This is a genomic window from Paenibacillus sp. 2TAB19 (genome assembly GCF_052115185.1).
GTDB lineage: Bacteria > Bacillota > Bacilli > Paenibacillales > Paenibacillaceae > Pristimantibacillus.
The window spans coordinates 12,240-25,833 of record NZ_JBFRGE010000038.1 but is presented as its reverse complement, the minus strand read 5'-3'; the positions used below and the strand labels follow the sequence as shown (position 1 = coordinate 25,833).

The window sequence follows — 13,594 nt, the reverse complement described above, 5'->3', positions numbered from 1 at the left end:
CTGTTTGAAATCATTCCTAGCGGCGTCCTATCTATGGACGCCAACGCTTCGTCGAAACGTATAGAGAACGTATGTGCAAAATCATATACTTTCCTATACGTCAAAAAAAACGCAAGCACCTGAGGTTTCGTCAGCCTCGGTACTCGCGCTTGATCCATGGGATTAATCACGATCGTCGTCATCATGCTTGTCATCATCAGAATCGTAATCATCGTCATCGTCATTGTCGTCATCATCATTATCGTAATCGACATCCAGTACCTTGCCTGTTGCGGCTGCAATGTCCACTTCTGCCCTTCCTGCAGCTGTTCTTAGCTTGACTTCAAATTTCTTGATGCCGTCATCCCAATCTGTCTCCACCCGGATGACTTCGCCTTTCACCTTCTGCTGAGCCAGCTTGCCGGCTTGTTCTTTCGTAATCGTCGTCGATGCCGATTCGGCTGACGGAGCACTTGTCGGTGCTGTTGACGGTGCTGTTGACGGTGCTGTTGTCGGCGACGTTGTTGGTGCAACCGTAGTACGCGGAGCATCATCGTCATCGTTTTTAACCTTCAGCACTTTACCGGTTGCCGCATCTACATGGACATCCACTTCCTGGAAGGTGTCCTTGCGGTCGATGTCCACCTCGTAGTACACCGTGTTGCGTTCACGCTCCAATTCAATATCCGTCACGGTCCCTGGAGCTGCGTTTAAGACGATTTGCTTCGCCTTGGTCTTGCCGATATAGGAAGTTGCCCCTTCGGCAGCCACGGCCGCGCTCGCCCCTCCTAGCGCCACGATAAGTCCCAATCCGATCATCCAGATTTTTCTATTCATCATACTCTAACATCTCCTTTACCATTCTCTGATTGCGAACCGTTGCCGGCTCTTGCTGCTACATCTATAACTTACACCCGCAATCTAAGAGAACCATTACAGAAACATTAGAATTTGATGATAAAGCTAGTCGTCATCGTCGTCCCAAGTTACAGATACGACCTTACCGGAAGCGGCATTCAGCTGTACGTCCGCTTCACGTCCGTCTTTGTTTTCGATTTCCACGAAATAGTACCACTTTCCGCCCTCTTGCTCCATGTCGATATCCTTGACCCTGCCAGGAATTTTGCCCAGAGCCAGCTCGGTTGCCTTCTGCTCGGTAATCAGAATGGACGGATTGGTTGACGGACTGCTTGCAGGTGGAGGAGGAGTCGGCTTAGGCGTCGCCGTTGGCGGAGGCGAAAGCGACGGTTCGGGCGAACCCGGTTCCGGAGACGCGCCCCCTTCTTCAATGCCGTAGCGTTCCAACGTTCGAATAGCGGCAATACCCGCCGGTTCGACTGTCAGCTCATACAAACCTTGCGTTGATCGGAGCTGGATCGCGTACCCTTCGCCTAACGGTTTGCTTCCAACGATCTCACCCGAATATTGTCCGAGTACCTCCTCCTCGGCCGCAGCTAGCGTAAGTTCGGGCGAGCTATCGGCCCGGACCACCAAATAAATCGCTGCAGCGGCAACAATAACGATGACGGCTGCTGCCGCTGTACCGAGCCGCCATTTTGCGTAATTCATGCAATCCATCCCTCCAGTCGTTCCTTTATACCGTCTATTCTAGCTCCCTTTTCTTACAATTTACTGAGAACGACCGGCTGACGCCTGGATAGGAATGACGATTGTTGCCGTCGTGCCAATGCTAGGCACGCTTTCCAGCACAAGCTCGGCGCTAATGGCGTGCGCAAGCTCCCTGCCAAGCGACAAGCCGAGCCCTGCGCCTCCCACCGGCTCCTGATCCCGGCTGCGGGCTTTATCGACGCGATAGAAGCGCTCGAATACTTGCTTGAGATCTTCTGCAGGAATCCCGATTCCATGATCCCTCACTCGTATATACCCGGCATTCTGCACGCGTCCCACCTCAAGTTGAATCATCTCGCTGCTGTATTTGCGAGCGTTGTCCAACAAAATGAAAAGAATCTGCTTAAGCATGTCTTGATCCGTGCTAACCGTCACGTCAGCAAGATCCAGCGCTGCCACCCGGACATCGCGCTTATATGCGCTGCGGAAAAACTCGGCGGTCTGCTCGGCGAACGGCAGCAGCTCCAGCGGCTCCCGTTCCACCTTCCACTCCCGCCGGGACGTCGCGAGCAGCAGCAGCTGTTCCGTCATCCCTTTCATTCGCACGGCTTCGGAATGGATCGCTTCAATCGATTCCTCGAACAGCTCCGGCCGATCAAGTCCTCTTCGCTTGAGCAGACTGGCGTAGCTTTCGATAATCGTTAACGGCGTCTTCAGCTCGTGCGAAGCGTTAGACACGAATTGCTCCTGCTTCGCAAAGCTTTCCTCCAGCAGCCCGATCATCTCATTGAACGTTTCTCCCATTTCCACGAGCTCGTCGCGGGAGCGTCCCTGCTGCTTCAGCTTGACGAACTCGCCGCTGCGGGCAATTTGACGCATCGTTCTCGTCATAGCAGAAATAGGACGCATCAGCACCTTGCCTAATACGACGCTGGAAACGAGCACAGGTATCAGCACCGCTGCCGAAACGCTGATCAGCACAAGCCGCAATATCCGCAGCAGCTCCTTAAGCTCCTCGAGACTCGCCGTCGCCTGCACGTTCGCAACCGCCCCATCCCCTCCGATAACCGGAATGGACACGAAGCCGTAGCTTTTGCCCGCGATATTCAATCGATGCTGCTTCTGCTCGCTGGAATATACAGCCGCTTGGCGGCTTAAATCTGTTTCCGAGGCTGAAGTAACGAGCGTTCCGCCGCCGTCCGCCCCTTCAGGCACCCACCTAAGCATGCCGTTAAGCGGCACGTATGCGCGAAGCAGCTCCACTAATGCAGCATTGTGGTCTGCCTGACGTAATGCAGTTGCCGACTGGCGGGTTTCCGCCGCGAGATTGTTCAGCTCGCGCTCCAGCATCATGGAAGAGAACATGGTGTATACCGTTGCATTGGCAAGCAGCAGCAGCACCGTGAACAATACCGACGAATACAGATGTATTTTGCTTCGCAGCTTCATGTCGCGTCCTTAATGCAATAGCCGATGCCCCGCACCGTATGGATAAGCTCCGTATCATAGCCTTCGTCTATTTTTTTGCGTACATAGCGGATATAAACATCCACGACATTCGTATTGCCCGCATAATCATAACCCCATACCTCGGCGAGCAGCTGATCTCTGCTTAAGACCAGTTTTTTGTTGCGAAGCAAATAGGCTAGCAGGTCGAACTCCCGCTGAGTAAGTGTAATCGACTGCCCGGCCCGCTCCACCTCGCGCGTGCTTTCGTTCAACCGGAGATCGGACGCCGTCATCCACTGGCCGGGCTGCTGGTCCCCCGTGACTTGCCCGGCAGCTTTGCGCAAGGCTGCGCGAATGCGGGCGAGCAGCTCCTCCATCTCGAACGGCTTCGTCATATAATCATTAGCGCCCAGATCAAGACCGGTTACTTTATCCGATAATGCGCTCTTGGCAGTGAGCATAATGACGGGAGTGTTTGCATCCACAGCGCGAATACGCTGCAGCAGGTCAATTCCGCTAATCCCTGGAAGCATCACATCGAGCAAAATGAGGGCGATTCCCCCTGCCTTATATTCTGCCCAGCCCTCCACGCCATCTGGCGCAAGCCTTACCCCGTACCCTTCGCTCTCGAGCTCGATTTGCAGCAAACGGGCGATCCGGCGCTCGTCCTCTACAATCAGTATCGTATCGCTCACTGGCAATTCCCTCCCAGCATTACTATTTTATTTTATAAGCATAGCGGAAAGAGTCGTGCTCGTCTAACCTGCCGGTCCGGTAAGGACACAACAAAAAAGCTTTTTAACCGAAGTGCGGTTAAAAAGCTCTTTGTACCGTATTATTATTTGCCGTCTGGAAGAAGGATGGAATCCTCTACCTTAATGCAACGATCCATAATGACATTCAGGCCGCCTGCTTCTGCAATGGAAGCTGCTTCCTCGCTTGCGATGCCAAGCTGCAGCCACAACGTCTTCGCCCCGATCGCAACGGCTTCTTCAGCYACTGGCGGCGTATGCTCGCTCCGTCTGAAGACGTTCACGATATCGACGGGCACGGGAATCTCTTTAAGACTAGCATAGCTCTTCTGACCGAGAATCGATTCCGCGTTCGGGTTCACCGGAATAATCGTATACCCTTTGGCTTGCATCGCCTCGGATACCATATACGATACACGGTCAGGCTTATCGGACAGCCCGACAACTGCAATTGTTGTACTTCCCTTCAGAATCGACTTGATTTCCTCGCGAGACGGATGTTGATAGGCCATTGCCGCACCTCAATTCATCATATTGAATTGCTGTAAGTTCGAATAACCGAATTCTTGCGCCCTTTACGCTTCAATCCATTCTACGTTCGCGCCAAGCGCCTTCAGATGGTCGAAGTAAATCGGATAAGACTTAGCGACATGATGCGCGTCACGAATGCGGATCGGCTCTTTCGAGCGCAAGCCTACAATCGTAAGCGCCATAATTACGCGATGGTCGTAATGCGCATTAATCTCCACGCCGCCCTCAACGCCTTCGGGACGTCCGTGCACGATAATTTCCGCTTGACGCTCCTCGACGTTCGCTCCTGCTTTACGCAGCTCATTCAAGTAGTCGGTTATGCGGTCGCATTCCTTGTATCTTAAGTTCTCTACATTATAGAAGCGCGATGTGCCTTCTGCGAATACGGCAGCCGCTACCATCGCAAGTACAGCGTCGGTTGCGTGGTCACCATCGAATTCAACGGCCTTCAGCTTGCCGTTGCCCTTCACATGAACGATGCCGTTCTCATGAGTCAGAGGAGTCTCCATCATCTTAAGTACATCCACGACTGCGCGCTCGCCCTGCTTGCTGCGCTCTTCGAGACGATGTACGATCACGTCGGATTCCGTAACCGCAGCAGCAGCCAGAATCGCAGCCGAGCCCGGGTAGTCGCCTTGCACGGAGTACGTCTTCGCCGCATAGCTTTGGTTGCCGGGAACGCGGAAGCGCATGTAGTCCTCGTCGGCATGGATAACGATTCCTGCCTGCTCCAACACTTCCAGCGTCTGGCCTACAACGACTTTCGACTTCAAGTCATGAAGCACTTCAATCTCGCTGTCTTCCTCAAGCAATGGAGTAAGGAATAGCAACGCGCTAAGGAACTGCGAGCTAATATTGCCGGATACTTGAATGTGGCCGCCCTTCGGCTTGCCGCCTTGAATGCGAATCGGCAGCTTGCCTTCGTTATGATCAATCTTAACGCCCATCGAGCTCAGCGATTCGATCAGATCATCGTGCGGACGCTTGCCGAGCGAGTCCGGGTATCGGTTAATAAACGTAACGTCAGGGCATAGCGCCGCGATTGCCATCAAGAAACGAAGCACCGCTCCCGCATTGCCTACATCAAGCTGCTCGGCAGGCTTCGGATTGCGGCCGAAGCCGGTAATGACGATTTTCTCGTCATCCTCTTCCACGATAGCGCCAAGATCGCGGATACAGCGGCGCATCGCATCGCTGTCCTCACTATGCGCGGGATAATAAATCGTGCTTGTTCCTTCAGCAAGCGCGGCTACCAGCAAGTAGCGCGTCGTATAGTTTTTGGAGGAAAGCGCTTGAATTTCCCCTTGTAGCTTTGGAGTAGGTGTCACTAACACGTCCATAGTTCGTATGATCTCCTTTTACTATAATAGTATCCTCTACTGCTGCTTGCCGTTGCCCCAACGTTCCATTATAGCGGCTACAACCTCGTCTGCCGTCAAGCTTGTCGTATCCACGGTGATATGCGCAAAGTCATACGCATGCTTCCGCTGCTCGAGCAGCGTATTCACCCGGCTTGCGGCATCTCCTTGAAGCAGCGGACGAGCGTCGTCCGATTGAACTCTGTCAATAATCTGGGCAGCATCCGCCTTAAGAGCAACGACGAGTCCCGATGCCAGCATCAGGTTGCGATTCGCTTCGCGAAGCACAGCTCCGCCGCCAGTAGCTACAACCGATGAAGCCTCATCTGCCAGTATGCTCGCAAGCACATCCGACTCGATATCCCGGAAGCCTTCTTCCCCGCTCTCGGCGAAGATATCCGAAATCGCTTGTCCTGCTCTGCTTACGATCTGCTCGTCGACATCAACGCGTTCCCATTCTAGGCGGCCGGCGAGCAGTTTGCTGACGGTTGATTTACCCGTCCCCATAAAGCCGACCAAAATCAATTTGTTGCCAAGCTGCCGTTCCATTGTAGCTGATCCACCCTTTATAACCATTGTATCTTCGCACATATTCCACAACATCATATCATTTTTTTTGAATACTAGGGTATAAAAAAGTTGCATATGCCGTATGGATGTTAAAGATGCATAACTTCCGGACAGGAGTGAAGCTAGAGATGAATAGCAAGCTGGATTTACCTCCGCCGCACCGAACCGAATCGCATATCGACCGCATAATGGATCCCGACCATCCGTTATGCCGCTCAGATGTCGTATGGATGCTTCAATATATCAAAAAAAAGGTGGCTGACGAGGATCCCGCCTTAATGGATCTCTCGCAGCCACGCTTGTTACAGAACTTTCATTACTTTGCCGAAGTGGCTATGTCCCTCATTAACCGCAAGCATTACTGCGATCAAGAAGCCGATCGATTACGCGATTGGCTCAGGGAAGCCTCATACGGCATCAACTCGAACAAAGCAAGGTAATCGATCGCAGCGCGGGCGCTGACGATTAGGATTGAATCCAGTTGTAGTGGAACGTGCCTTCTTTGTCGATGCGTTTGAACGTATGCGCTCCGAAGTAGTCGCGTTGCGCTTGCAGCAGGTTAGCTGGCAGACGCTCCGTGCGGTAGCTGTCGAAGTATGCGATCGCGCTTGCGAAAGCCGGTACCGGTACGCCGTTAGCAACTGCGATCGATACAACTTCACGCCATGCGCCTTGGTACGACTCGACGATTTCCTTGAAGTAAGGATCAAGGAGCAGGTTGCGAAGGCCTGGATCAAGATCATATGCGTCCTTGATGTTTTGCAGGAAGCGAGCACGGATGATGCAGCCGCCGCGGAAGATCATTGCGATGTCGCCGTAGCGAAGATCCCAGCCGTACTCTTCGGAAGCAGCGCGCATTTGTGCGAAGCCTTGCGCGTACGAGCAAATTTTGGATGCGAACAATGCTTTGCGAACGGATTCGATGAATGCCGCTCTGTCGCCTTGGAAAGGCTTCTTAGCAGGACCGCTAAGCACTTTGCTTGCTGCAACGCGCTCTTCCTTCATAGCGGACAGGAAGCGTGTGAATACCGATTCCGTAATGATCGACAAAGGTACGCCAAGATCAAGCGAGCTTTGGCTTGTCCATTTGCCAGTACCCTTCTGGCCAGCGGAGTCAAGAATGACGTCTACCATTGGTTTGCCAGTCTCTTCATCGTATCTGGAGAAGATGTCGCGCGTAATCTCGATCAGATAGCTGTCGAGCTCGCCTTTATTCCATTCCGTGAAGATCTCGTGGAGCTCTTCGGCGCTAACGTCAAGAACGTTCTTAAGCAGGTCGTAAGCTTCGCAGATCAGTTGCATATCGCCATACTCGATGCCGTTATGAACCATCTTCACGTAGTGGCCGGCACCGTCTGGTCCGATGTATGTGCAGCATGCGTCTTCGCCGACTTTCGCGGAGATAGCCGTAAGGATTGGCTCTACAAGCTCGTAAGCGGACCTTTGGCCGCCCGGCATGATCGAAGGGCCTTTCAAAGCGCCTTCTTCGCCGCCGGAAACGCCCGTGCCGATGAAGCGGAAGCCTTTGGCTTCAAGGTCTTTGCTGCGGCGAACGGTGTCAGGGAAATAAGCGTTGCCGCCGTCTATAATAATGTCGCCTTGCTCCAGATGCGGAACGAGCGAGTCGATTGTTGCGTCTGTGCCTGCTCCTGCTTGAACCATGATCAGGATTTTGCGCGGTACTTCAAGCGATTGAACGAATTCTTCGATCGTATAAGTAGGAACGAGGTTTTTGCCTGCTGCTTCTTGTACAAGATCGTCTGTTTTCTCGCGGGAACGGTTGAACACCGATACCGTGAAACCTCTGCTCTCGATATTGAGTGCCAAGTTTTTGCCCATTACTGCCAATCCAATTACGCCAATTTGCTGTTTCGACATTTGGTTTCGTCCATCCTTTGTTATTTATTTGTTTTGCAATGACTTTATTCTACTCCTTTTGCTGGCAGAAGAAAACCGTTTGGATGAAAAAAAATTTCTTTTGGTTACTAATAAAATTGACCGCTCGTGAAAGATCCCCTTCTATTTAATCAAAAAATCAAGCGTGACGCGGCTTCCAGGCATTTGTCCTTTGCTTGCCGCACAACAAAAAAACGATCAAACGCTGTGCCTCATCGGAGCAGCATTCAATCGTTTAGCATTTTAGTATGAAAAAAATTTTCATCTCTATAACTCTAATTGCAACATTTCTGTTCGAAGAACAGCCAGCTTCCCCTTCGATGCGTTTGCCGCCTCCTCATTGCCGTCCTGCAGCGCGTCGAACAACATCGACAGCTCGTAATCAAGCTCGTAGCGCAGGACGATTGCTCGCTCTTCCGCTCTCTTCGACTGGAAAGCTTTAATCATTTCCTCTATTGTCACGAAAGGCTTCTTTTGATAAATAATGCGATGTTCCATACCTGACACCTCCACGAGTCGTATAATCTCACCGAACATAATGCTCTCAATGACGATTTGACGATCTTTGATTCGCTTCACTACCGCATGTCCACGCGTGTCATTAATCAGCTTCTCGATCAACTCAGACAACTTTTCGTCCTTAATGATATAATCTCCGACAATTTTATACCGACTCTTCATTCGCTGAAACCGAAGCTTGACGAGCTTGCGGCCGGTGCGGATGGATACGAGAAACTGGCCCTCCGTCTCGCTCCAGTATAAGGAGTACCCTTCCTGAATCAGATCACGGATGAGATTTTGGATTTGCCGGCGGTCAAATCGCAGTTCTAGATTGCAATATTCGACTTCATAGCTCTTGTTCACGGCAATCCCTCCCTTGCTTCATGATAGTTGACGAAATAATCTGATAATTTGTTCTTACCATTATCTTATACTCCATCTTATGTAATGGCAACTTGGATTATTGACTAATTTTATAGAATCGGGCGCCTGTTTGTAAAAAAAAGGGGCAAGTCCGCCTATGTTAAGCGGTTTGTCCCTTATCTGTACAACTATTGACCGGCACTCAGCAACGACGCCATTGTAAGCGCTTCTTCGATCGTCAATTCCTTAGCCGCCGCTTCTGTCCTAAGCTTCGCTTCGATGATGCCGTTCGCCGCCTGCCTGCCGACCGTCAAGCGCAGCGGAATGCCGATCAGATCGGCATCCTTGAACTTAACGCCCGGCCGCTCATCCCGATCGTCGAGCAGCACTTCAATGCCGGCAGCCGTAAGTCGTTCTGCCAGCTGCGAGGCTAGCGCCATCTGAGTGTCATCCTTTGCCGACACAGGCACGATATGGACATGGTACGGCGCGATTGAAGCCGGCCACACAATGCCTTGATCATCGGCATGCTGCTCGATGACAGCCGAGAGCAGCCTCGACACGCCAATGCCGTAACAGCCCATAATAAGAGACTGCGCTTTACCTGAAGCATCGAGGAAAGTGGCTTCCATCGCTTCACTGTATTTCGTCCCCAGCTTGAACACATGTCCGATTTCGATACCTCGATGGAATTGAAGCCGCCCCTCTTCGCAACGGGGACATCGGTCGCCTTCCGCCGCATTGCGGTAATCGCCGCTCGCCTTACTGTTGAAGTGAACGCCCGGCTGTATATTGGCAAGGTGATAGTCCGCTTCGTTAGCACCGACAATGGCTGCAGCCATTTGCGTAACCGCAAAATCAGCAAAGACCGGGATCGCCAGTCCGACTGGTCCCGCAAAGCCTGTAGGCGCGCCTGTTACCCGTTCTGTAGTCTCTTGATCAGCGAGCGCAAGCGAGTCAACGGCCAGTGCCTGCTTCACCTTAATCTCGTTCACCTCGTGATCTCCGCGTACGAGAATGGCTACCGGATTGCCATCCGCTACGAAGATAAGCGTCTTAATGAATACGGATGCGTCATGGCCAAGCGATTCCGTAAGCTGCTCGATTTTTTTGATGCCTGGCGTATGCAGCCTTTTAGGCGCTTCTGGTTCAACTACTGCGGCATCCATATGTGCGATGCCGTACTCCGCCTTCTCCAGATTGGCCGCATAATTGCAGCAGGTACATGAGGCAATCGTATCCTCGCCAATATCGGCGAGAGCCATAAACTCGTGCGTGCCCCCTTCGCCCCCAATGGAGCCCGCATCTGCCTCTACCGCACGGAAGTTGAGACCGCAGCGCGTGAATATGCGGTGATAGGCGTCATACATGGCCATGTAGCTCCGATGAAGCCCTTCCCAATCTGCATCGAATGAATAAGCGTCCTTCATCAAAAACTCTCTGCCTCGCAGCAGCCCGTAGCGCGGACGCTGCTCATCGCGGAATTTGGTCTGAATCTGATAGAGTGTCGCCGGCAATTGGCGATACGAACTGATCTCGCCGCGCAAGAGCGCCGTAATAACCTCTTCATGCGTCGGACCAAGCGCGAATTCCCGATCATGACGATCTCTCAGCCTGACAAGCTCCGGTCCATACACCTCATAACGACCGGATTGCCGCCAAAGCTCCGCGGGCTGCAGCGCCGGCATGAGCACCTCTTGCCCGCCAGCCTTATCCATTTCCTCGCGTACGATTCCCTCCAGCTTCCGCAGTACGCGGCGTCCGAGCGGCAAGTACGTATAGATGCCGGCGGCAAGCTGTCTGACAAGACCGGCTCGCAGCAGCAGTTGATGGCTGACTGCTTCCGCCTCAGCCGGCGCTTCACGTAATGTAGGCATTAGCATTTTACTTTGACGCATGAGAATTCCCCCGATTTTCGTGGATTTTGAGCATAAAAAAAAGAACGCGTTCGTCAGGGACGAATGCGTTCGCGGTACCACCCTAATTCTGACCGCCCAAGAAAACGGCAGTTCTTCATTCAATAACGGAATGTTGACATTCCGGCGATAAGCTCCCATAACGATCGTCTGGCAGCCAACGCAGCTCGCAAGGCAGGGAGCCTATCGGCCATTCGCGGAAGCCTTTCAACCGGCGGGCTTCCTCTCTGTCGCGAACGTTGTTCCGATCAGCATAACCTTGGTCAATGCTATTGTGATATCGTAAGATAAGCTTTTGAATAATTTACAATATTCGCTTGCCACAAGTCAAGACGCTTCCGACTTCAGCCTACAGACTTTGTTTGCTCGGCCTAAGCACCGCCGAACCGAAGGCGATGAGTACGGCCGCGAACAAGACCAGAATGGCTAGCTGCAAGCCGATATCCGCAACGCTACCGCCGCCGCCGAGCCGGTCGATTGCTTGAAGAGCCCATTTCTGCGGCAAAAAGTTYGCCAGCTTCTGCATGAACGTCGGCAGCATCGACAAGGGGAAGAAGCAACCGCTGACCATGCAGCTTGGCATGATGACGAGGTTATTAATTTGCGTAAGTTGCCGGCTGTCTCTGACCAGCCCGGCAATAGCCGACGTAAGACCGACGGCAGCCAGCAAGAAAAACTCAAGCACCAGCAGCATATAGCCGAACGAAACGCCAGGATCGTATTGGAACACAAAGTACGTCAAGCTTAGCACGATAAGAAGCTGCAGCGTACCGACGGCCATGCTGCCCATAAAGTTGCCGAGCGAGATGTCGATCGCTCTGACCGGCGCCGTATACATCCTCGCCATCGTGCGAAGCTCTCTGTCCTCCATGATGAACCCGATGGATTGACTGACTAGCATCATGACGAACATGAGCAGAATACCGACCATAATCGGACTGGACAAAATATTGCCAAGCTTCGTCCCGACATGCTCCGTCGTGACCAGCGGCTTCTCCTGCGCGGCCAATAGTTCCTTGAGGAGCGGCATGATCCCCTCCTTATCGACTCCTACCGTACCCACAACCATCGCGGCGGATGCGGACAGCTTCTTCGTCTCCGCTTCCAGCGTCGTAGCCAGCGAGGCGTTCCAAAGCTGAATATTCATCCGGTACATCACGGCTGGAACGTGATTGCCCTCGAGCAAAGCGGCTGTATAATCCGACGGAATGAATACGGCGGCATCGGCTTTTCCATCAAGCACCTGCTGCTTGATTTCCTCCTCGGTACTCCCTGTCACATCGCGGACATCATACAGCTTTTCGCGCGATAAAGCTTCTTTTACGTAAGCGCCTAGCTCGCCGGCATCCGCATTCGCAACAGCGATAACGGCTTGTTGACCTTGCGCGCCGAGCAGACCCGTCAACACGGATAATATGATAGCCGGAAGCAGCATGTTGAGGAATAACCCCCGTCTTGAGCCCATTGTCCGTCTGATTAACTGCAGAGCAATATGGATACTAGGCATCCTGCTTCACCACCTTAGGCAATCTGATCACGGCAAGTGCGGATAGTGCGACCGCGATAATAGCCAGAATCGTTACCGCTTGGCTATAAGCGGACCAACCTGAACCGTTCATAATCGCCCGGAGCCCCTCATTGGCCCAGTGATTAATCGTCCACTTGGAGACATCTCCGATGATGACGTCAATATCCGCGATCATTCCTCCGCTTACAAAGGTCATGGTGAATGCCACGATACCGAACACCGTTTGCGTTGTCTTGACCGTCTTGGCGAAGGAGGCAATGATAATCGAGATGCCCGCTCCGATAGCCGTTGTGAGCAAGCTGATGAGGAATAGCCAAACGTAATTCGAGCCCCAGTCGACGCCGTATGCGTAAGTCGTGAATACGACGATAATAACGGCCTGCAGCCCCGCAACGAGGAAGGAGCCCGTGATGATGCCGAGAACAAGCCCGGCGAAAGATAGCGGCAGCGTGAACATGCGCTGCAGCGTGCCGTTCTTATGCTGGTTCAACAGCTCGATGGCTGCCAGCATGCCGCCATACAGAAGGAACATGATCAAGTAGGTCGCCGCATAATATTGCATGGCCGATACGGAGTGGAAAATCTGGTTGCTGTCAACGCCAAGCATGCCGACCTTTACGAACGGTTCGGTCGAACCCGTTCCTCCTGATGCCGCTTGCCCGCTTCCTGCCTCCGGCCCTAGAACGGCTTGAGCAGCCACTTCTCTGTTAACCTCCACTAAGTAACTGTTGATGACCKATTCGATGGCCAAATTTTTCTCCGCGTACCTCCCTGAATACGTGCGCCACGATACATTCTCGCCGCTTAGAACACGACTGGAGTAATCAGTCGGAATGACGACGCCATAGTCGGACTCGGATTCCGTCACGGACGGCTGTACGTCTCCTTCTTCCTCCGCGGCAATAAGCCGGACGTAAGGTTTGATGGCATCATTTTCCCAGAAGGCGTCCACGCTCGCCCGCAGCTCTCCCTGATCGCCGTTGTATACGATCACTTTCGCAGGCTTAATCTCCGTATCGAAAGCACTTCCGAGCATATAAATAAGAATAAGCGGCAATACGATCAATATTAAAATCAATGATTTTTTGCGACTGTATTTAAGCAGCTCGTAATAAGCCGTTGTCCACCAAATCCGCATTTATCGTTCCCTCCCAAGCTTGTTAACCGAGCATTCGGCATTTC

The 13,594-nt window shown here is 52.6% G+C and carries 13 protein-coding genes; 1 reads left to right on the top strand and 12 read right to left on the bottom strand.

Features of this window, described 5'->3' with window-relative positions; genetic code table 11:
- Positions 1 to 162: 162 nt before the first annotated feature.
- The 7 genes from AB4Z33_RS17795 to AB4Z33_RS17765 form a co-directional block, all read right to left on the bottom strand.
- Positions 163 to 819, bottom strand: coding sequence for a PepSY domain-containing protein (locus AB4Z33_RS17795; RefSeq protein WP_442051195.1), 657 nt, complete (start codon positions 817 to 819; stop codon positions 163 to 165).
- Between the two features lie 123 nt (positions 820 to 942).
- Positions 943 to 1,548 (bottom strand): PepSY domain-containing protein, encoded by a 606-nt coding sequence (locus tag AB4Z33_RS17790; protein WP_442051194.1) that lies wholly within the window; start codon positions 1,546 to 1,548, stop codon positions 943 to 945.
- A 60-nt stretch (positions 1,549 to 1,608) separates the two neighbouring features.
- Positions 1,609 to 2,997, bottom strand: coding sequence for a HAMP domain-containing sensor histidine kinase (locus AB4Z33_RS17785; RefSeq protein ID WP_442051193.1), 1,389 nt, complete (start codon positions 2,995 to 2,997; stop codon positions 1,609 to 1,611).
- A complete protein-coding gene (locus AB4Z33_RS17780; RefSeq protein WP_442051192.1) occupies positions 2,994 to 3,692 on the bottom strand; it encodes a response regulator transcription factor in 699 nt (232 codons plus the stop codon). Before AB4Z33_RS17780 ends, AB4Z33_RS17785 begins: the two co-directional genes overlap by 4 nt.
- Before the next feature lie 143 nt (positions 3,693 to 3,835).
- Positions 3,836 to 4,261, bottom strand: a complete 426-nt coding sequence (locus AB4Z33_RS17775; RefSeq protein ID WP_442051191.1) for a CoA-binding protein — start codon at positions 4,259 to 4,261, stop codon at positions 3,836 to 3,838.
- A gap of 63 nt (positions 4,262 to 4,324) precedes the next feature.
- The gene (aroA, locus tag AB4Z33_RS17770) at positions 4,325 to 5,620 is read right to left on the bottom strand and encodes a 3-phosphoshikimate 1-carboxyvinyltransferase (RefSeq protein WP_442051190.1); all 1,296 of its coding nucleotides are present in this window, start codon (positions 5,618 to 5,620) and stop codon (positions 4,325 to 4,327) included.
- 36 nt (positions 5,621 to 5,656) lie between these two features.
- Complete coding sequence (locus AB4Z33_RS17765) at positions 5,657 to 6,187, bottom strand: shikimate kinase (protein WP_442051189.1); 531 nt, start codon at positions 6,185 to 6,187, stop codon at positions 5,657 to 5,659.
- Between the two features lie 149 nt (positions 6,188 to 6,336).
- On the opposite strand from AB4Z33_RS17765, the gene AB4Z33_RS17760 reads away from it, so the two are divergent.
- A complete protein-coding gene (locus tag AB4Z33_RS17760) occupies positions 6,337 to 6,648 on the top strand; it encodes a hypothetical protein (protein WP_442051188.1) in 312 nt (103 codons plus the stop codon).
- Between the two features lie 25 nt (positions 6,649 to 6,673).
- Here AB4Z33_RS17760 and gndA read toward each other — a convergent pair whose 3' ends face one another.
- The 5 genes from gndA to AB4Z33_RS17735 form a co-directional block, all read right to left on the bottom strand.
- The gene (gene gndA / locus AB4Z33_RS17755; protein WP_337098709.1) at positions 6,674 to 8,086 is read right to left on the bottom strand and encodes an NADP-dependent phosphogluconate dehydrogenase; all 1,413 of its coding nucleotides are present in this window, start codon (positions 8,084 to 8,086) and stop codon (positions 6,674 to 6,676) included.
- Positions 8,087 to 8,371: 285 nt separating this feature from the next.
- Entirely contained in the window at positions 8,372 to 8,968 is a 597-nt protein-coding gene (locus AB4Z33_RS17750; protein WP_442051187.1) for a hypothetical protein, read from the bottom strand.
- Between the two features lie 188 nt (positions 8,969 to 9,156).
- Complete coding sequence (locus AB4Z33_RS17745; protein ID WP_442051186.1) at positions 9,157 to 10,866, bottom strand: proline--tRNA ligase; 1,710 nt, start codon at positions 10,864 to 10,866, stop codon at positions 9,157 to 9,159.
- Between the two features lie 367 nt (positions 10,867 to 11,233).
- Positions 11,234 to 12,391, bottom strand: coding sequence for an ABC transporter permease (locus tag AB4Z33_RS17740; protein ID WP_442051185.1), 1,158 nt, complete (start codon positions 12,389 to 12,391; stop codon positions 11,234 to 11,236).
- Entirely contained in the window at positions 12,384 to 13,550 is a 1,167-nt protein-coding gene (locus AB4Z33_RS17735) for an ABC transporter permease (protein WP_442051184.1), read from the bottom strand. Before AB4Z33_RS17735 ends, AB4Z33_RS17740 begins: the two co-directional genes overlap by 8 nt.
- Positions 13,551 to 13,594 lie beyond the last annotated feature (44 nt).

Coding starts and splice junctions, on each gene's coding strand:
- AB4Z33_RS17795 (WP_442051195.1), bottom strand. CDS start 819: ATGATGAATAGAAAAATCTGGATGATCGGATTGGGACTTATCGTGGCG.
- AB4Z33_RS17790 (WP_442051194.1), bottom strand. CDS start 1,548: ATGAATTACGCAAAATGGCGGCTCGGTACAGCGGCAGCAGCCGTCATC.
- AB4Z33_RS17785 (WP_442051193.1), bottom strand. CDS start 2,997: ATGAAGCTGCGAAGCAAAATACATCTGTATTCGTCGGTATTGTTCACG.
- aroA (WP_442051190.1), bottom strand. CDS start 5,620: ATGGACGTGTTAGTGACACCTACTCCAAAGCTACAAGGGGAAATTCAA.
- AB4Z33_RS17765 (WP_442051189.1), bottom strand. CDS start 6,187: ATGGAACGGCAGCTTGGCAACAAATTGATTTTGGTCGGCTTTATGGGG.
- AB4Z33_RS17760 (WP_442051188.1), top strand. CDS start 6,337: ATGAATAGCAAGCTGGATTTACCTCCGCCGCACCGAACCGAATCGCAT.
- gndA (WP_337098709.1), bottom strand. CDS start 8,086: ATGTCGAAACAGCAAATTGGCGTAATTGGATTGGCAGTAATGGGCAAA.
- AB4Z33_RS17745 (WP_442051186.1), bottom strand. CDS start 10,866: ATGCGTCAAAGTAAAATGCTAATGCCTACATTACGTGAAGCGCCGGCT.